The sequence below is a fragment of the Streptomyces lateritius genome, from assembly GCF_014649715.1.
GTDB lineage: Bacteria > Actinomycetota > Actinomycetes > Streptomycetales > Streptomycetaceae > Streptomyces > Streptomyces lateritius.
Map to the genome: position 1 here is coordinate 49,597 of NZ_BMTO01000006.1, position 17,293 is coordinate 66,889.

Annotated in this window: 15 protein-coding genes; 8 read left to right on the forward strand and 7 right to left on the reverse strand. The window is 73.8% G+C overall.

All coding sequences use genetic code 11. From position 1 onward, the window contains the following. Window positions 1-118 precede the first annotated feature (118 nt). A complete protein-coding gene (locus IE136_RS13390) occupies window positions 119-1,537 on the forward strand; it encodes an MFS transporter (protein WP_158990380.1) in 1,419 nt (472 codons plus the stop codon). A gap of 70 nt (window positions 1,538-1,607) precedes the next feature. Here the strand turns inward: IE136_RS13390 and IE136_RS13395 are convergent, their stop codons facing one another. The 5 genes from IE136_RS13395 to IE136_RS13415 are packed head-to-tail and all read right to left on the reverse strand — an operon-like array spanning window position 1,608 to window position 7,334. After that, entirely contained in the window at window positions 1,608-2,843 is a 1,236-nt protein-coding gene (locus tag IE136_RS13395; protein ID WP_158990378.1) for a styrene monooxygenase/indole monooxygenase family protein, read from the reverse strand. 49 nt (window positions 2,844-2,892) lie between these two features. Next, window positions 2,893-3,576, reverse strand: a complete 684-nt coding sequence (locus tag IE136_RS13400; protein ID WP_158990376.1) for a GTP-binding protein — start codon at window positions 3,574-3,576, stop codon at window positions 2,893-2,895. Next, window positions 3,557-3,982, reverse strand: coding sequence for a DUF742 domain-containing protein (locus tag IE136_RS13405; RefSeq protein WP_158990374.1), 426 nt, complete (start codon window positions 3,980-3,982; stop codon window positions 3,557-3,559). Before IE136_RS13405 ends, IE136_RS13400 begins: the two co-directional genes overlap by 20 nt. Next, a complete protein-coding gene (locus tag IE136_RS13410; RefSeq protein ID WP_158990373.1) occupies window positions 3,979-4,458 on the reverse strand; it encodes a roadblock/LC7 domain-containing protein in 480 nt (159 codons plus the stop codon). The genes IE136_RS13405 and IE136_RS13410 overlap by 4 nt, the downstream gene beginning before the upstream one ends. After that, window positions 4,455-7,334, reverse strand: a complete 2,880-nt coding sequence (locus IE136_RS13415; RefSeq protein ID WP_189600587.1) for a sensor histidine kinase — start codon at window positions 7,332-7,334, stop codon at window positions 4,455-4,457. The genes IE136_RS13410 and IE136_RS13415 overlap by 4 nt, the downstream gene beginning before the upstream one ends. 373 nt (window positions 7,335-7,707) lie before the next feature. Here IE136_RS13415 and IE136_RS13420 point away from each other — a divergent pair, with 373 nt between their 5' ends. Further along, window positions 7,708-8,532, forward strand: a complete 825-nt coding sequence (locus tag IE136_RS13420) for a protein phosphatase 2C domain-containing protein (RefSeq protein WP_189600451.1) — start codon at window positions 7,708-7,710, stop codon at window positions 8,530-8,532. A 35-nt stretch (window positions 8,533-8,567) separates the two neighbouring features. Here the strand turns inward: IE136_RS13420 and IE136_RS13425 are convergent, their stop codons facing one another. Beyond that, window positions 8,568-9,050: a MarR family winged helix-turn-helix transcriptional regulator gene (locus IE136_RS13425; protein WP_158990369.1), complete on the reverse strand. Its 483-nt coding sequence runs from the start codon at window positions 9,048-9,050 to the stop codon at window positions 8,568-8,570. 244 nt (window positions 9,051-9,294) lie between these two features. On the opposite strand from IE136_RS13425, the gene IE136_RS13430 reads away from it, so the two are divergent. Beyond that, the gene (locus tag IE136_RS13430) at window positions 9,295-10,116 is read left to right on the forward strand and encodes a lysozyme (RefSeq protein WP_158990367.1); all 822 of its coding nucleotides are present in this window, start codon (window positions 9,295-9,297) and stop codon (window positions 10,114-10,116) included. A 67-nt stretch (window positions 10,117-10,183) separates the two neighbouring features. Here the strand turns inward: IE136_RS13430 and lon are convergent, their stop codons facing one another. Then, entirely contained in the window at window positions 10,184-12,595 is a 2,412-nt protein-coding gene (gene lon, locus IE136_RS13435; RefSeq protein WP_158990365.1) for an endopeptidase La, read from the reverse strand. Window positions 12,596-12,792: 197 nt separating this feature from the next. Between lon and IE136_RS13440 the strand changes: the two genes are divergently transcribed. Genes IE136_RS13440 through IE136_RS13460 form a run of 5 tightly spaced genes read left to right on the forward strand, consistent with a single transcriptional unit; the run spans window position 12,793 to window position 17,153 of the window. Further along, window positions 12,793-13,362, forward strand: a complete 570-nt coding sequence (locus tag IE136_RS13440; RefSeq protein ID WP_189600452.1) for a hypothetical protein — start codon at window positions 12,793-12,795, stop codon at window positions 13,360-13,362. 44 nt (window positions 13,363-13,406) lie between these two features. Next, on the forward strand, window positions 13,407-13,994 hold the full coding sequence (locus IE136_RS13445; protein ID WP_158990361.1) for an RNA polymerase sigma factor: 588 nt from the start codon (window positions 13,407-13,409) through the stop codon (window positions 13,992-13,994). Continuing rightward, window positions 13,991-14,980, forward strand: a complete 990-nt coding sequence (locus IE136_RS13450; RefSeq protein ID WP_189600453.1) for a zf-HC2 domain-containing protein — start codon at window positions 13,991-13,993, stop codon at window positions 14,978-14,980. Before IE136_RS13445 ends, IE136_RS13450 begins: the two co-directional genes overlap by 4 nt. 59 nt (window positions 14,981-15,039) lie before the next feature. After that, a complete protein-coding gene (locus IE136_RS13455) occupies window positions 15,040-15,822 on the forward strand; it encodes an ABC transporter ATP-binding protein (protein ID WP_229818850.1) in 783 nt (260 codons plus the stop codon). Then, the gene (locus tag IE136_RS13460; RefSeq protein ID WP_189600455.1) at window positions 15,819-17,153 is read left to right on the forward strand and encodes a hypothetical protein; all 1,335 of its coding nucleotides are present in this window, start codon (window positions 15,819-15,821) and stop codon (window positions 17,151-17,153) included. Before IE136_RS13455 ends, IE136_RS13460 begins: the two co-directional genes overlap by 4 nt. Window positions 17,154-17,293: the final 140 nt, after the last annotated feature.

Consider the following 17,293-nt stretch of genomic DNA (forward strand, 5'->3'; position numbering starts at 1 on the left):
CGGGCGGTGCGGGACTGTCCGGAAAACCTTTTTGCCGTCCTCGCAAAAGATCTGGTCGCCGGGGGTCGCCCGGCCGGAGTCTTGCCGGGCAGGTACTCCCGGACGTGTGAGGCAGGCCGTGACCACGACAACCCACCCCGTTCAGACCCTCCTTGACGCGCGCGGACGCTGGACGGTGCTGGCCGTCTGCTGCCTGAGCATGTTCCTGGTGGGCCTGGACACCACCATCGTGAACGTGGGCCTCCCCGCGATCGGGGACGGCCTGGGTGTCGGGATCCGCGGCCTCGAATGGGTCGTGGACGCGTACACCCTCGTCCTGGCCGCGCTCCTGATCTCCTCCGGCGCGCTGGCGGACCGGTTCGGCCGCCGACGCGTCTTCCGGTGCGGCCTCGTCGTGTTCGGCGCCGCCTCCCTGCTCTGCGCGATCGCCCCTTCGGCGGTCACCCTCGTCGCCGCCCGCGCGCTCCAGGGCATCGGCGCCTCGATGCTCAGCCCCGTGGCTCTCGCGATCGTGGTGAACGCCGTGCCCGATCCGAAGGAGCGAGCGCGGGCCATCGGTGTCTGGGCGTCGGTCTTCGGACTCAGCATGGCCGCCGGCCCTGTCACGGGCGGCGCTCTCGTCGAGGCGCTCGGCTGGCGGTCCCTGTTCTGGATCAACGTCCCGGTCGTCGTGGCCGCCCTCGTGCTCAGCGCGGTGTTCGTGCCGGAGTCCCGGGCGCCGCGCCCGCAGCGGCTCGACCTCCCGGGTCAGGCCCTGCTGACCGCGGCCGTCGCGGTCTCGGTCGGCGTCCTCATCGAAGGGCCGCGCATCGGCTGGACCTCGCCGACGGCGCTGGCCCTGTACGCGTGCGCCACCGTCGCGACGGTGGTGTTCGTACGCGTCGAGTCGCGCCGGCCCGAACCGCTGATGGATCCGCGGCTCTTTCGGCGTCCGGTCTTCGGCGGCGCGGTCCTGGGCGCCCTCGCGGTCTTCGTCGCCCTGAACGTGACGCTGCTGCTCAGCACCCTCTACCTCCAGCACGGACGGGGCTGGACAGCGCTGGCCGCCGGGACGGCGACCCTGCCGATGGCTGTCGGGGCGGCCGTCTGCGCACCCCTGGCGGGCCGTCTGGTCGGTCGCCTCGGACCGCGGCCGCCCCTCCTCCTGGCCGGCGGCTTTCTCACCGCGGGCGGACTCTGTCTGGTGGGGCTCGACCAGGACACGAGCGTGCTCCAGCTGCTGACGGCGTATCTGCTCGTCGGCACCGGCTTCGGCTTCGCCAACGCCCCCCTCACCAACACCGCGGTGAGCGGGCTGCCTCCCGCCCGTGCGGCGGTCGCCGGAGCGATCACGTCCACCGCACGCCAGCTCGGCGCCGCGCTCGGCATCGCCCTCGCCGGCGGTCTGGTCGCGGCGGCCGGCCCGACGGAACTCGCGCGGGCGTCCCGCCCGGGCTGGATGCTGGTGGCGGCCTGCGGAGCATTCCTCCTCCTCGTCGCCCACGCGTCGCGGCCGAGGAAGGGCGCCACCGGCGTCGCCGCGGCACCAGCACGGTGATCACGCACGGACCCGACGGTCGCCGGAGCAACCCGCCCCGGCGACCGTCGGGTCCCTGGCCGGCGGCCTCTCAGGCCCCGGCGACCGAGGCCAGGTAGGCGGACGTCTTCTCCGGGTCGTAGAAGAAGTTCTCGAAGTCGGCCGGGTCGTTGAAGCCGTTGGCGAAGCGGTCGGCGACCGGCCGGAGCTGGCCCGCGGCGCCGATCAGGTTCAGGACGTGCTCCGGCGGGACGCCGAGCATCGCGTTCGTCCACTTGGTGACGTGCTGCGCGGTGTCCCAGTAGCGGTCGAAGGTGGCCCGCATCCAGGCCTCGTCGAAGGCGCGGTCGCCGTGCTCGACGATGGAGGCGAGGTACGCGGCGGCGCACTTGGAGGCCGAGTTGGAGCCCTGGCCGGTGATCGGGTCGTTGGCGACGACCACGTCCGCGACGCCGAGGACCAGACCGCCGCCGGGGAGGCGGCCGATCGGGTTGCGGACGGTCGGGGCGTAGCGGCCGGCGAGCGTGCCGCCCGCGTCGGTCAGTTCGACCTTGGTGGCGCGCGCGTATTCCCAGGGCGTGAACCTCTCCATCAGCTCCAGCGTGAGCGCCAGGTGCTCGGAGGGGTCCTTGACGCCCTGGAAGACGTCGAGGGGCCCGCCGGGGACGCCCTCCCAGAAGAGGATGTCGGCGCGGCCGGAGGTCGTCAGGGTCGGCATGACGAAGAGCTCGCCGACGCCCGGGACGAGGTTGCAGCGCACGGCGTCGAAGTCGGGGTGCTCGGGGCGCGGGCCGAGGCCGTGGACGTACGCGACCGCCAGCGCGCGCTGCGGCTCGCTGTACGGGGAGCGGGCGGCGTCGCGGCCGAACATGGAGACCAGCTCGCCCTTGCCGGCGGAGACCAGCACCAGGTCGTACGTACGGGAGAAGTAGTCCAGGTCGGAGACGGCCGCGCCGTGGATGACGAGCTGGCCGCCGCGCTGGGCGAAGGTCTCCATCCAGCCCGCCATCTTCACACGCTGGTCGACGGACTGGGCGTAGCCGTCGAGCGCGCCGACCCAGTCGACGGCGCGCGAGCCGTCCGGCGCCGCCACCGACACGCCGAGGCCCTTGATCTGCGGGGCCTGGGACTCCCAGAAGTTGATCCCGAGGTCGCGCTCGTGCTGGAGGGCGGTGTCGAACATGCACTGGGTGGACATGACCCGGCCCGACCGGATCTCGTCCGCCGTGCGGTTGGACATGAGGGTGACCTCGTACCCCTGCGACTGCAGTCCGAGGGCGAGCTGGAGACCGGACTGGCCGGCCCCCACGATGAGTATCTTCCGCATGGCGGGTTCCTAACGAACGATCAGGGCGATCGGCTTGAGACGATCGGCTTTATTCGGGGGTGACTTCGAGCGCGTGCGCGACCATCGCGAGCAGGGACTCGACCACGCTGTACCGCTTGCGCGCGTCCATGATCACGACCGGTACGTGCGGGGGCACGGTGAGCGCCTCCCGGACGTCCTCGGCCTCGAACCGCTCGGTGCCCTCGAAGTGGTTGACGGCGACGATGTACGGCAGCCCGCAGCTCTCGAAGTAGTCGAGCGCGGGGAAGCAGTCGCTCAGACGGCGGGTGTCGGCGAGCACGATCGCGCCGATCGCGCCCCGCACCAGGTCGTCCCACATGAACCAGAAACGCTGCTGTCCCGGCGTACCGAAGACGTACAGCACCAGGTCGTCGTCGAGGGTGATCCGGCCGAAGTCCATCGCCACGGTCGTGGTCATCTTGTCGGGCGTCGCGGTGAGGTCGTCGCTCTCCTCGCTCGCCTGCGTCATGAGCGCCTCGGTCTGCAGCGGAGTGATCTCCGAGACCGCCCGGACGAAGGTCGTCTTGCCGACGCCGAAGCCGCCCGCGACCACGACCTTGGTCGCGATCGGGGCCCGGGTGAGGTCGAGCTGCCAGTCCTGGGCGCCGTCCTCGGGCTGCGCGGGGACTCCGGCGAGCGCCGGAGCCTCCGAGGCGGCGGAGACGTCGGAGTCGGTGGAGACAGGGGAGACGTCAGAGACGGCGGAGTCCACTCAGCACCCTTTCGAGGAGCGCGCGGTCGGGCTGGCCGGTGCCGTGACCGGTCCCGTACACACGGATCTTTCCCTGGTCGGCCAAGTCGCTGAGCAGCACTCGGACGACACCCAACGGCATCTTCAGGAGCGCCGAGATCTCCGCGACGGTACGCATGCGGCGGCAGATCTCGACGATGGCCCGCATCTCGGGCATCAGACCGCGGGCGCCCCGCCCGCCGTCCGTCAGCACCTTCCGTTCCTGCGAGGCCTCGAGCGCCGCGACGAAGGTCTCGACGAGCAGGACGTGGCCGAAGCGGGTGCGGCCGCCGGTGAGCGAGTACGGGCGTACGCGCGCGGGGCGGCGGCCGTCCCCGCGGACCGGCAGATTGTGGGCGTGGGGGTGGGCGTGGGAGGCGGACGTCACTGGGTGCTCTCCATCGATTTGCGCAGCTCGCTGCGGAGTTCGGGGGTGAGTACATGTCCGGCGCGGCCGACGAAGAGCGCCATGTGGTAGGCGACGACGCTCATGTCGCAGTCGGGCGTGGCGTGGACGCCGAGCAGCGAGCCGTCGCTGATCGACATCACGAAGACGCTGCCCTCCTCCATGGCCACCATCGTCTGCTTGACCCCGCCACCGTCCATGAGCCGGGCGGCGCCGATCGTGAGGCTGCCGATGCCGGAGACGATGGTCGCCAGGTCGGCACTGGAGCCGCGCGGGCCGGCGGGGCGGTCCTCCGCGGGCGCGGCGCTCCGGTCCGGGTCGGAGGAGAGCAGGAGCAGCCCGTCGGACGAGACCACGGCGACGGAGCGGACGCCTGGCACCTCCTCGACGAGGTTGCCCAGCAGCCAGTGAAGGTTGCGGGCTTCCCTGCTCAGTCCGAATGTTCCGGTCGCAGTCAACTGCGTGCCTCCTCGACTGTGTCCCCCGTCTTCTCCTCGGTCCCTGCTGTCTGTGCGGCCCCGGGCCGTATCGCTCCGGGCCGTACGGCGTCCGGCGGTACGGACCCGGCCTCGATCTCGGCCTCCACGTCCCGGCGGCCCTCCTGGGCGCCCCGGTGGAAGCCGCCGAGCCTGCGGCGCAGCGCCTCGGCGTCCACGCCGCCCGCGCGCGGGGCGGTGGGGGTGTCGGCCGGGCGGACGATCTGCGGGGTGCGCTTGGGCAGCCCCTTGTCGGTGACCCGCTCCCACCGGGCGGGGCGCGGTCCGGTGCCCTCGCCCTCGTCCTCGGTGGCGCGCTCGTGGCTGTCGGGCTCGGGCGCCGGGTCCGGGAGCCGGACCTGGAGCGTCGTCTCGGAGACGGACTCCCGGGGTACGGACGCGGGCTCGGCGGCGGGCTCGGGTTCCGTGGCGGGCTCGGGCTGCGTGGCGGGCTCGGGCTCGGCGGCGGCCCGGGGCTCCTCCGGGGCCTCGGGCTCCTGAGGCTCCGTGGGCTGCCGCTCCTCGACGGCCGGCGCCTCGGGCTCCTCCGTCGCCGCTATCGCCTGCTCCGCAGCCTCCACCAGGGGATCCCTGGTCCGGGAGGGCAGCGTGTTGGAGTTGGCCTCCGCGACCGAGCCCGGGAGGTTCAGGGTGGGCGTCGTTCCCCCGACCGGCACGGTCGGCGGGACCGCGGCCGGCGGGGCGGCCGGCAGCAGCGGGAGCGGCAGCACGACGACGGCGGCGATGCCGCCCTGCTTCTGCTCCCGCAGCTGCACCCGTACGCCGTGGCGGGCGGCGAGCAGCCCTGCGACGCGCAGGCCGAGCCCCTCCCCCTGGGCGTCGGCCGGGTCTGCCTCCGCCAGGCGGGCGTTCAGCTCGGCGAGCCGGCTCTCGGTCATGCCGATGCCCTCGTCCTGCACGGAGAGCATCACCTCGCCGGACTCCAGGAGCCAGCCGGAGAGCTGGACCTGGGCGTCGGGCGGCGAGAAGGAGGTGGCGTTCTCCAGGAGTTCGGCGACGAGGTGGCTGAGGTCGTCCGCGGCGAAGCCGGCGACCTGCGCGTGCGGCGGCAGGGACTGGATGGCGACCCGCTCGTACCGCTCGATCTCACTCACGGCCGCCCGCAGCACGTCGACGAGCGGGACGGGGCCGGGGTGGCCGTGGACGTGCTCGTGTCCCGCGAGGACGAGGAGGTTCTCGCTGTGGCGGCGCATGACGGTCGCCATGTGGTCGAGCTTGAAGAGGGTGGCGAGCCGGTCCGGGTCCTGCTCGCGCTCCTCCAGCTTCTCGATGACGCCGAGCTGGCGCTCCACCAGGCCGAGGCTGCGCAGCGAGAGGTTGACGAAGGTGTGGTGGACGGAGTGGCGCAGCCGCTCCAGTTCGGCGGTGAGCAGGGCGGTGTGGCCCTGCAGCTCGGCGCGCTGGGTGGCGAGTTCGGCGGCGAGGGCCTCGCGGGCGCCGGCCAGGTCGGCGCGCTCGCTGTCGAGCTGCTCGGTGCGCCGGGCGAGGGCGGCCAGCTTGCCCTGGAGGGTGTTGAGGGAGCGTACGACCTGGGCGAACTCGTCGTTGCGGCCGGTGAAGCGGACCGGTTCCTCGGCCTCCGGGGCGGCGGCGACGCGGGCGGCGCCGATGCGCAGCACCGCGAGGGGCCGGGTGAGGGTGCGGGCGACGAAGGTGGAGATGCCGATCGCGACGAGCAGGCAGCCGCCGAGGAAGGCGATGCGCACCTCGAGCGCGGTGACGTCGTCGTCGCGGAGCTGGGTGAGCCGCTCCACCTGGTCGGTGGCGAGGGCCGATTCGACGCCCCGCATCTGCTCGACACGGGCGGAGAGCGCGGCCTCCAGCTTCTCGGGGTCGGTGTTCCGCTCGGTGGACGAGAGCTCCGGCTGGTCGGTGAGACCGGCCAGGTACCGCTCGGCGCTCTTGACGTCCGGGCCGGTCACGGTGGAGGTGAGGGAGTCGCGCCCGGCGGCCGTGGCGGCCTGGTCGAAGTCGGCGAGGGAGGCCAGTTCCCGGACGCGGGACTGCTGGGCGGCGGCGGTCAGGGCGTTCCGCGTGCGGTTCGCCTCGTCGGCGCCCTCGGCCTCGTCGGGGACGTAGGTGCCGGTGATCGGGTCGTAGCGCGTGCCGGTGGACTCGGGCTGCGGGACGGCGAGGGCGGCCAGGAGCAGGCCGCGGGTGGCCGAGGCCTGTTCGACGGCGCGGCCCAGGGCGGCGGGGGCCCTGGTGGCCTCGGCGGCGCGGGCGGGGGTCTTCTCGGCGAGCTCGTCGGCGAGCGCCTGGAGCTTGGCGATGATCTCGGAGTACGCCCGGTGGGCCTCCAGGGCGGTGCCCTTGCCGGTGAGCGCGGTGCGCCGGACGGAGGACAGGGCCGCGAGGTCGCGGCTCAGCTCGGTGGGGGCGGCGGGCCGGATCTCGTCGATCTGGCGGTCCACGCGGGTGGAACGGCTGCTGGTGACCTGGCGCCTGTCCTCGGCGTCGCCGGTCTGCTCGTCGCGGCCCGCGGCGATGTAGGCGACGACCTCGTCGCGCTCGTCGGCGAGGGAGTGGGCGAGGGTGACGGCCTGGCGGTCGAGCTCGGCGAGGGTGACCAGGCGCTGGGCGTCGGTCAGTTCGCCGGAGGCGGTGAGGATCGCGGGGGCGCCGGCGGCGAGCACGGTGACCCCGACGAGGGCGACACCGGCGACCAGACGGTTGCGGACGCGCTTGGGGCGGCCGGCGGCCGGGGCAGCGGGGGGGCCCGCCGCACCGTCGGCGCCGGGGCCCGTGGCACCGCCCGTGGTCAGCGGCTCACCGGGGGCCTGACTCGGCGTGCCGTTGTTGCTCCGAGGCCGCTTCTTCTGCACCGGTGCTCGCATTCTCGACTCGTCCACCCATGAAGCAGAGATGACGACCGGTCACATGAAAGAGCGCCCCCACCCCTGGTACGGCTTCCGACCATTCCAGCGCTTCTGGGAAGGGGACGCGCATCGGCCGCTCCGCCACCCGAACGAGTGAACAACACTCTTGAGTTGGCGAACAACTTCCCGCGAGGGTCGCCGCGGGGCCGTGCGAGGCGTCGGTTGGATCTTCGGCGTGGGCTTTGGCAGGATGCCCGCCCGCAGCTTCCCGGAGGCTCCGCTTCCGTCTTCGGTCCAGCCCTCGCGGCTTTGGTACAGGCCAAATTCGGCCTGTTTGGAGACGGTGTGAAGGAGTGATGCAGGCCGGGCGGGCCGGGGCAGACTGGAGATCATGCGCACCGAAACCGTCACCCTGCCAGGCAGTCCCGAACGCCCCAACGAGGACTGGGCAGCCGCAGCTCTGCCCGCCTCGGGCGCGGGCGGGGCGGTCGTGGTCCTCGACGGGGTGACACCGCCGGTCGACGATGACGGTTGTGTGCACGACGTGCCCTGGTACACCGCGCGCCTCGGCGGCGCTTTGACCGAACTGTCCGCTTCACGGCCCGAGATGACGTTGACCGAGATCCTGGCGGCGGCAATCCGGCGCACCGCGGACGCCCACCGGGACACCTGTGACCTTTCTCACGTCCGCACTCCTCAGGCGACCGTCTCGATGGCCCGTTGGAACGGGACGACGGTCGAGCACCTGGTCCTCTCCGACGCGGTGCTCCTCCTCCAGGCGCCGGACGGTTCGGTACGGGCGGTGCTCGACGACCGTCTCGCCCGGATCCCGGACGAGACCCTGCGCTCCCTGGAGGCGACGGACCTGCTCCGAAACCGGGAGGGCGGCTTCTTCACGGCCGCGGCGGATCCGGCGGTGGCGGAGCTGGCGGTGACGGGCACGACACCCCGCTCCGGGGTACGGGCCCTGGCCGCGCTCACGGACGGGGCGGCGCGCTGGGTGGAGCTGTTCCGGGAGGGCGACTGGGCGGACTGTTTCGGCGTACTGGACAAGGAAGGGGCGCACGGCCTGCTCCGACGGGTGCGGGCGCTGGAGACGCGCAGCGAGGGGGGCGCCCCCTGGCCGCAGGAGCAGGGGGCGCCCGCGACGGCGGGGCGCGTCCGCCGCTGGAAGCTGCATGACGACGCCACGGCGGTGTACGCGCTTCTCTCCTGAGCGGCTCGGTTCTCGGAGCGAACCTTCTTCGGGGGTCAGCTCTCGGAGCGGGCGTTCAGCTGGTGCAGGAGGCGGGCCAGTTCCGCGACCTCGCCGCGGTCCCAGTCCGCGAGCTTGCGGACGTACCGCCCGCGCCGCGCGTCCCGTACGTGCCGGAAGCGGTTCCGTCCCTCCTCCGTCAGCCGGACGAGTGAGGCCCGGCCGTCGGCCGGGTCCGGGTCGCGGGCGACCAGGCCGAGATCCTCCAGCGCGCGCAGTTGGCGGCTCATCGTCGCCTTGCCGACACCGAAGTAGCCGGCGAGGTCGGTGGCACGCTGCGGCCCGGCGTCGTCGAGCCGGACGAACAGGCCGTAGGCGGCGGGCTCCAGTTCGGGGTGGACCTCGCGGGCCATCTCGCCGGACTGGGCGCGGGCTCGGCGCAGAAAGACCGCCAGTTCCCTTTCCAGGGCGAGGACTTCCTGGTCCACACCACTCCTGTTGGTCGGTTCGCCTTCACTCCCCGTACCGCTTCCGTGCACGTCAGCCCCTCGTCCGCGCTTTCCGGCCCTGAAAGTTTCCTTCCGCGGCGGCCATCGCCGCAGCTCCTCCAGTATTTCGCAGGCGTAGACCAACGGCGGTACCCGGACCCTCTTCCGCCCGGCGGGTCTACGTGCGTAGCGTCTCTCCCACCGGCACTACTGACATGTTCACACCACACTCTGGCGCGTCCGGAGGCGGTCGAGTGCCGGCCCCGCTCCCCACCGAGCCTTTCGGAGGCACGCAATGCCCGTGCACAGATCCGGAAAGACCCTCGCCGGAGCCGCGCTCGCGGCCCTGGCCCTGCTCCTCCCCGTCGCCCTCTCCGGCCCCGCGACCGCCGCCGACGCGATCCCCGAGCGCGGCTCCGCCCACATGGGCATGGGCGTCGTCAAGCACGACGGCCAGGGCGGCAAGCCCGGCGGCATCTCGATCCAGGCCACCCAGACGGAGGGCGTGGACGTCTCCAGCCACCAGGGGAACGTGGCCTGGTCGACCCTGTGGAACAGCGGGGTGAGGTGGGCCTACGTGAAGGCGACGGAGGGCACCTACTACAAGAACACGTACTTCACCCAGCAGTACAACGGCTCGTACAACGTGGGCATGATCCGCGGCTCGTACCACTTCGCGACACCGGACACGACGACGGGCGCCGCGCAGGCGGACTACTTCGTGAACAACGGCGGCGGCTGGTCCCGGGACGGCAGGACGCTGCCGGGCGCGCTGGACATCGAGTGGAACCCGTACGGCGCGACCTGCTACGGCAAGACGCAGTCCGGGATGGTCGCCTGGATCCGCGACTTCGTGAACCGGTACAAGTACCGGACAGGCCGCGACCCGGTGATCTACACGGCGACGAGCTGGTGGAAGCAGTGCACCGGCAACTACTCCGGCTTCGGTGCGACGAACCCGCTCTGGGTCGCGCGATACGCCACGACGGTCGGCGAACTCCCCGCCGGCTGGCCGTACTACACGATGTGGCAGTACACCTCGTCCGGCCCGACGGTCGGCGACCACAACCACTTCAACGGTGACCTCTCCCGGGTGCAGGCCCTGGCGAACGGCTGACGCTCCCCTCTCGACGACGACCCCCGGGCGCGCGGCACGCCCGGGGGATCGCGGGGCGGGGGCGGACCTACGCCGCCACGCCCACCGGTACCTCAGCCGGGGCCAAGGCGATCTCCAGCACCTGGCGGACGTCCGTGACCGGGTGGACCTCCAGCTTGTCGAGGATCTCGGCCGGGACGTCGTCCAGGTCGGCCTCGTTGCGCTTCGGGATCACGACCGTCGTGATGCCGGCCCGGTGGGCCGCCAGAAGCTTCTGCTTCAGGCCGCCGATCGGCAGCACGCGGCCGGTCAGCGAGACCTCGCCCGTCATCGCCACGTCCGTACGGACCAGACGGCCGGAGAGCAGCGAGGCCAGCGCGGTCGTCATCGTGATGCCCGCGCTCGGTCCGTCCTTGGGGACCGCGCCCGCCGGGAAGTGGATGTGCACGCCCCGGTCCTTCAGGCCGGTCACGGGCAGCTCCAGCTCCGCGCCGTGCGAGCGCAGGAAGGAGAGCGCGATCTGCGCGGACTCCTTCATGACGTCGCCCAGCTGACCGGTCAGGGTCAGCCCGGCCGCGCCCGTCTCGGGGTCGGCGAGCGACGCCTCCACGAAGAGGACGTCACCGCCGGCGCCGGTGACCGCGAGCCCGGTCGCCACACCCGGCACCGAGGTGCGCCGCTCCGCCGGGTCCTGGGCGGACTCGGGCACGTGGTGCGGGCGTCCGATCAGCCCGCGCAGATCGTCCACGCCGACCGAGAACGGCAGGTCGCGGTCGCCCAGTTCGTGCTGCGCCGCGACCTTCCGCAGCAGCCGCGCGATGGACCGCTCCAGGTTCCGTACGCCCGCCTCGCGGGTGTACTCCCCCGCCAGCTTCCGCAGGGAGGCATCCTCGATGACCACCTCACCCGGCTCCAGACCGGCCCGCTCCAGCTGACGCGGCAACAGGTGGTCGCGGGCGATGACGATCTTCTCGTCCTCCGTGTACCCGTCGAGCCGCACCAGCTCCATCCGGTCGAGCAGCGCCTCCGGGATGGCCTCCAGGACGTTCGCCGTCGCCAGGAAGACCACGTCGGAGAGGTCGAGCTCGACCTCCAGGTAGTGGTCCCGGAAGGTGTGGTTCTGCGCGGGGTCGAGGACTTCGAGCAGCGCCGCGGCCGGGTCACCCCGGAAGTCGGAGCCGACCTTGTCGATCTCGTCGAGCAGGACCACCGGGTTCATGGATCCGGCCTCCTTGATCGCCCGTACGATCCGGCCCGGCAGGGCGCCCACGTACGTACGCCGGTGGCCGCGGATCTCCGCCTCGTCCCGCACACCGCCGAGCGCGACCCGTACGAACTTCCGTCCCATCGCGTGCGCGACGGACTCGCCCAGCGAGGTCTTGCCGACGCCGGGCGGGCCGACCAGGGCGAGCACGGCGCCGCCCCGACGGCCGCCGACGACCCCGAGCCCGCGCTCGGCGCGCCGCTTGCGCACCGCCAGGTACTCGGTGATCCGCTCCTTCACGTCCTCCAGGCCCGCGTGCTCGGCGTCGAGGACGCCCTTCGCGCCCTGGATGTCGTACTGGTCCTCGGTCCGCTCGTTCCACGGCAGTTCGAGGACGGTGTCGAGCCAGGTGCGGATCCAGGAGCCCTCAGGGGACTGGTCGCTGGAGCGCTCCAGCTTCTCGACCTCCTTGAGGGCCGCTTCCCGGACCTTCTCCGGCAGGTCGGCGGCCTCCACGCGCGCCCGGTAGTCGTCGGACTCGTCGCCCTCGGACTCGCCGTTGAGCTCCCGCAGCTCCTTGCGTACGGCTTCGAGCTGGCGCCGCAACAGGAACTCGCGCTGCTGCTTGTCCACGCCCTCCTGGACGTCCTTGGCGATGGTCTCGGCGACGTCCTGCTCGGCCAGGTGGTCGCGCAGCTGCGTCGTGGCGAGCTTGAGGCGGGCGACCGGGTCGGCGGTCTCCAGGAGCTCGACCTTCTGCTCGACGGTGAGGAAGGGGGAGTATCCGGAGTTGTCGGCGAGGGCGGAGACGTCGTCGATCTGCTGGACGCGGTCCACGACCTGCCAGGCGCCGCGCTTCTTCAGCCAGCTGGTGGCCAGCGCCTTGTACTCCTTGACCAGCTCGGTGACGGCGCCGGGCAGCGGCTCGGGCACGCTCTCCTCGACCACGCCTCCCTCTACCCAGAGGGCCGCGCCGGGGCCGGTGGTCCCCGCGCCGATCTTCACGCGGCCCAGGCCGCGGATGAGCGCGCCGGGGTCGCCGTCGGACAGCCGTCCGACCTGCTCGACGGTGCCGAGGACACCGGTCCCGGCGTAGTGCCCGTCGATGCGGGGCACGAGCAGCACCTTGGGCTTGCCCGTGCCGGACCGCGCGGCGGCCTGGGCGGCCTCCACCGCGGCGCGCACGTCGTTGTCGGAGAGGTCGAGCGGCACCACCATTCCGGGCAGCACGACCTCGTCGTCGAGCGGCAGCACGGGCAAGGTGAGCATCGAGTACTCCGTGGACTCAGCAGCCATGATCTCCCCTTCGGCAGTCAAGTTGAGCTGTATGGACTCAATGCACGTGAGCCGACGAATGTTCCCCCGCGGTTGTTCGCTCTGAGCGATCACCCTCCCGCTGTGCGCGACCGGGCGCGGCGAGGGCGCCGCGACGGCGGTGGCCGCTGATCCGCGCCTCTGTTCAACGGGGGCCGGCCGCAGGCATGCTCGGGGGCATGATGCGCGGGAGTCGTTACGGGGGGCGGGGATGGACGCGGTCGTGGGTCGCTGCGGCGGTGCTGGCGTCGGCGGTGACGGTGGCCGGCTGCGACGGCCAGGAGGTCCCCCCGCCACCGGCCGGCAGCTCCACGGGGACGGCCGCCGGCACACCCGCCACGACGCCCGCCGGAACGTCTCCGACCGGGACACCCGGTGAGACCGTCAAGGCCGACGACCCCGCCCCCGACGAGGTCCTCGTCGAGGTGAACGTCGACGGCGGCATCGCGGGCGTGGTGAACCAGCTGGTCGTGCGCCAAGACGGCAGCTACACCGTCCGCCACGGCACCACGTCCTCGCGCCACGGCCGGATGACCCCCGCTCAGGTCGCCGAACTCCGCGCCGCCCTGGAGGACCCGGCCTACGCGAAGGTGCCCGCCCGGCCGACCGGGGAGCCGGCGCACGACGGTTTCCGGTACATCGTCACGTACAAGCACCGGCTCGTGGTCGCCACGGACGGCGGCATCGCGCCCGCGCTGGGCCGTGTGTTCGCGGCGCTGCCCGAGGGCGGCCCGCCGACCGGCCCCTGAGAAGCACGGTGAACCGCGGGACACCCGCGGAGCGATAGAGGGGCGTGAGACTGTTGCGCCCCGCAGGGGGAGACGCGGACGACGCGGACGATGACGACGCGGTGCTACTGCGCGCGGTCGCCCGGGGGGACGCCGATGCGCTGGCCGCGCTGTACGACCGGCACGCGGGGTGGCTGTACGCCCGGCTGAAGCGGCGCTGCGCGGACGAGGAGACCGTACGGGAGGTCCTTCAGGACACCTTCGTCGCGGTCTGGCGCTCCGCCGGTTCCCATCGCGGCCGGGGGGAGGCCGGCGGCTGGCTGTGGGTCGTCGCCGCCCGGCGGCTGGTCGACGCCCAGCGCGCCCGGGCCCGTACGGAGCGGGTGGCGGCCCCCGAGCCGCCCGGCCCCGCCCCCTCTGCGGAGGACCGGGTTCTCGCGGGCCTGGAGTACGGGGACGTCGGCACCGCTCTCGACCGGATGTCGCCGGAACTGCGCGAGGTCCTGCGGGCCACCGTCGTCGACGGTCTGACCACCCGTGAGGCGGCCCGGCTGCTCGGGATACCCGAGGGCACGGTGAAGACCCGCGCCCTCCGGGCCCGGCGCGAACTGCGCGCCGCCCTCGGCCCGCACCCCTTGGGAGGCACCGCATGACCGCCCCGTGGCACGTGACCGAGGCCCTGGCCACCCGCTACGCGCGGGGCGCGGCGCCCGAACCCGATGCCTGGTCCCTGGAGAGGCACGTCGAGACCTGCACCGCCTGCGCGTCCCGCGTCTCCGCCGCGGTCGCCGCGACCCCGGCGGGCCCGGCGCTCGCCCACGTCCGGTCCGCACTGCTGGCGGCGGTACGGCCGGAGGAGGTGTCGCCGGAAGCGGTACGGCACCAGGCGGTGTCGCCGCAGCCGGTACGACCGCACGTGGTGTCGCCGCAGGCGGAGCCGGTGCCGGTGCCGGTGCCGGTGCCGGTCGGCGCGGTACCGGCCGGCGCGGTGGCGGCCCGGCGGCGGCGCCCGACAGGTACCCCCGGTCCCCGGCTCGCGCGGATGGTGTGGGCCGCCGGGCCCGCGCTGCGGGGCGCGTGGCTGGTGGCCGTGCTCGTCGTCGTCGCGGCGGCCGTGGGCCTCGCCCACGGCGCCGGGTTCCAGGGGGTGCGGCCGGTGCTGCTCGCCGTCGCCCCGGTGCTGCCGCTCGGCGGGGTGGCCGTCTCGTACGGGAGGCATGCCGACCCGATGTACGAGATCGGGGTCGCGACGCCCTCCGGCGGGCTGCGCCTGCTGCTCACCCGGGCGGCCGCCGTGCTCGGCGTGTGCGTGCCGCTGCTGACCGCGGCCGGGGCGCTGCTGCCGCCGGTGACGGGTGTTCCGGGTGCGGCGGCCTGGCTGCTGCCCGGGCTCGCGCTGACCCTCGCGACCCTGGTGCTCGGCTCGTTCGTGGGGTGCCGGGCTGCCGCCGCGACCCTCACGGGCGGGTGGCTGCTCGCGGTGGCCGGGCCGGTGCTCGGGCGTCCCGGGGCCACCGGCGAACTGGCCCGCTACCTCTCGGGCCCCGCCGCGCAGGGCGGCTGGGCCGCGGCCGTCGTCCTGTGCGGATGCCTGCTGGCGCTCCGGCGCCGTTCCTTCGACCGTCTGGAGACCTCGTGACCCCGCCGAACCCGGCACCCGCGACCGGCACGGCCGCCCCCGCGCGGACGACCGTCTCGGTGACCGGCCTGACCGTCCGGCACCGCCGCACCGTCGCGCTCGACGCCCTCGATCTGACCCTCGGCCCCGGTGTCCACGGCCTGCTCGGCCCGAACGGGGCCGGCAAGACCTCCCTCATCCGCGTGCTGGCGACCGTCGCCGCCCCCTCCCGCGGCCGGGTGGAGCTCCTCGGCCGGGACGCCGGGGCCCACCGGGAGCGGTCGGAGATCCGGCGCCGGCTCGGTTACCTGCCGCAGGAGTTCGGGTACTACCCGGGCTTCACGGTCCGCGAGTTCGTCGCCTACGTGGCCTGGCTCAAGGAGATGCCCGCCGAACTGGCCCCGGCCGCCGTGGAACGGGCCGTGGAGCGGGTGGGCCTCGCCGACCGGATCGACGCCGGGATGAAGACCCTGTCGGGGGGCATGGTCCGGCGGGCCGGGATCGCCCAGGCGATCGTGAACGAACCGGAGCTGATCCTCCTCGACGAGCCGACGGCGGGTCTCGACCCCGAGCAGCGGGTGGAGTTCCGCGCTCTGCTGAGGGAGGTCGGCGCCACCGCCACGGTGGTCGTCTCGACGCACCTGGTGGAGGACGTGGCGGCGGCCTGCTCGGAGGTCACCCTGATCGAGTCGGGCCGGGTCGCCTTCCGGGGGACGACGGGCGAACTGACCGCCCTGGGCGAGGTGTCGCACGCCGCCGACGGCTCGGCCAACGCGATCGAGCACGGGTACACCGCCGCCCTCCGGGGCCACCGCGCGGCCGCGTCCGCGGTCACTGACTCCTCGCCGAAGGACACCCCGTGACCACGAGCCCCGCACCGGCCCGCGCGGCCGCCGTCCCTCCGCGTACGCCTCCCCGTACCCGTACCTCCTCGGTCCTCCGTACCGAGCTGAGACGCGGGGCCGGGCCCTGGACCGGTGGTGCCGTCGCCGTCACGATCCTCGTGACGATGTACGGCAAGGCGCCCGGCTGGCAGGGCCGCTGGGCCGACGTGACCGACATGCTGCACGTCGCCGCCGGGCTGCTCGCCGGCCCCCTCGCCCTCGCCGCCGGATGCCGGCAGGGCGGCCGGGACCGGCGGCGCGGCACGCTGGAGCTGCTGCGCTCGGTCCCGCGCGGCCGCCTGCGCCGTACGCTGCTCGCCGTCGCGCCCGCCGCGCTCTGGCCGGCCGCCGGCCTGCTCCTCCCGGCGGCCGTGTGCCTGCTCGCCACCTGGCCATACGTCTCCGGCGGCCGGCCGTACCTCGAACTTCTCGCCGCCGACGCCGTCGCGCTCGCCGCCCTGGGCACGCTCGGCCATCTCGTCGGTCTGCTGGTGCCGTGGCGGCTGACCGCGCCGCTGCTCGCCGTCGTCGGCTACGTCGGACTCGCGCTGAGCGCCTACACCCGCTCCTCGGCCCGCTGGCTGGGCCCGGCCGCCGAGCACCACTTCGCCTGGGACGAGCCGGTGTGGTGGTTCGCGCCCGTGTCGGCCGTCTGGAGCGGGGGCCTCGCCCTGGCCGCCCTCCTCGCGTACGCGGCCCGCGCCCGCCTCCGCCTCCTCGCCCTCCTTCCGCTCGCCGCCGCGATCGCCGCCGCAGTGCCGGTCCTGCGGCTGCCGGACGAGGGGCCGTGGCGCCCGGACCCGGAGGTCGCCCGCCTCGTCTGCGACGGGGGCGCACCGCAGGTCTGCCTGCCCTCGATCGACCGCGCGCTGCTCCCGGACGTCTCGAAGGCGCTCGCCCCGCTCAACGCGCGGCTCCGGGGGCTGCCGGGCGCCCCGACCCGCTGGGTCCTGGGGCCGGGCGCCCCCCGCCCGGGTGAGGTCGAACTGCCGGATCCGAGCCAGGACGCGGTACGCGGCCGGCTCGAGCGCCCCGACCTGTACCTCAATTCGGCCGTTCAATGGCTGTTCTCGGACACGTGCCGAGAAGGCGACCTGGGTGGTCCGAACGCCGAGCGGGCGAGCGAGATCCACCTCGCGGTGGCGGAGTGGCTGGCGCCGACGCCCGAGGACTACGGAGTGCCCTTGGGGCCCGCCGCGCAGCGGTACGTCGACACCCTGCGGGCCAAGCCGCCCACCGCCCAACGGGACTATCTCGCCCGCTACCTGGCGGCCGACACCTGCCGCCCCGACGAGGTGCCGATCCCATGAACGGTCTCTCGCTCTACGCCCGCTCGCGCGCCCTTCCCATGGCTCTCGCCGCGCTCCTCGGCACGGCGGCGGCCGCCGCCTGGGCCGCCGCCTGGCTCCAGGGGCGGCCGGACTTCGACCACACCGCCCGGGTGCCGGTC

Bases quoted from the DNA above. Each gene is read 5' to 3' on its own strand.
- IE136_RS13430 (WP_158990367.1), top strand. From the start codon at position 9,295: ATGCCCGTGCACAGATCCGGAAAGACCCTCGCCGGAGCCGCGCTCGCG.
- IE136_RS13450 (WP_189600453.1), top strand. From the start codon at position 13,991: ATGACCGCCCCGTGGCACGTGACCGAGGCCCTGGCCACCCGCTACGCG.
- lon (WP_158990365.1), bottom strand. From the start codon at position 12,595: ATGGCTGCTGAGTCCACGGAGTACTCGATGCTCACCTTGCCCGTGCTG.
- IE136_RS13415 (WP_189600587.1), bottom strand. From the start codon at position 7,334: ATGCGAGCACCGGTGCAGAAGAAGCGGCCTCGGAGCAACAACGGCACG.
- IE136_RS13420 (WP_189600451.1), top strand. From the start codon at position 7,708: ATGCGCACCGAAACCGTCACCCTGCCAGGCAGTCCCGAACGCCCCAAC.
- IE136_RS13395 (WP_158990378.1), bottom strand. From the start codon at position 2,843: ATGCGGAAGATACTCATCGTGGGGGCCGGCCAGTCCGGTCTCCAGCTC.
- IE136_RS13440 (WP_189600452.1), top strand. From the start codon at position 12,793: ATGATGCGCGGGAGTCGTTACGGGGGGCGGGGATGGACGCGGTCGTGG.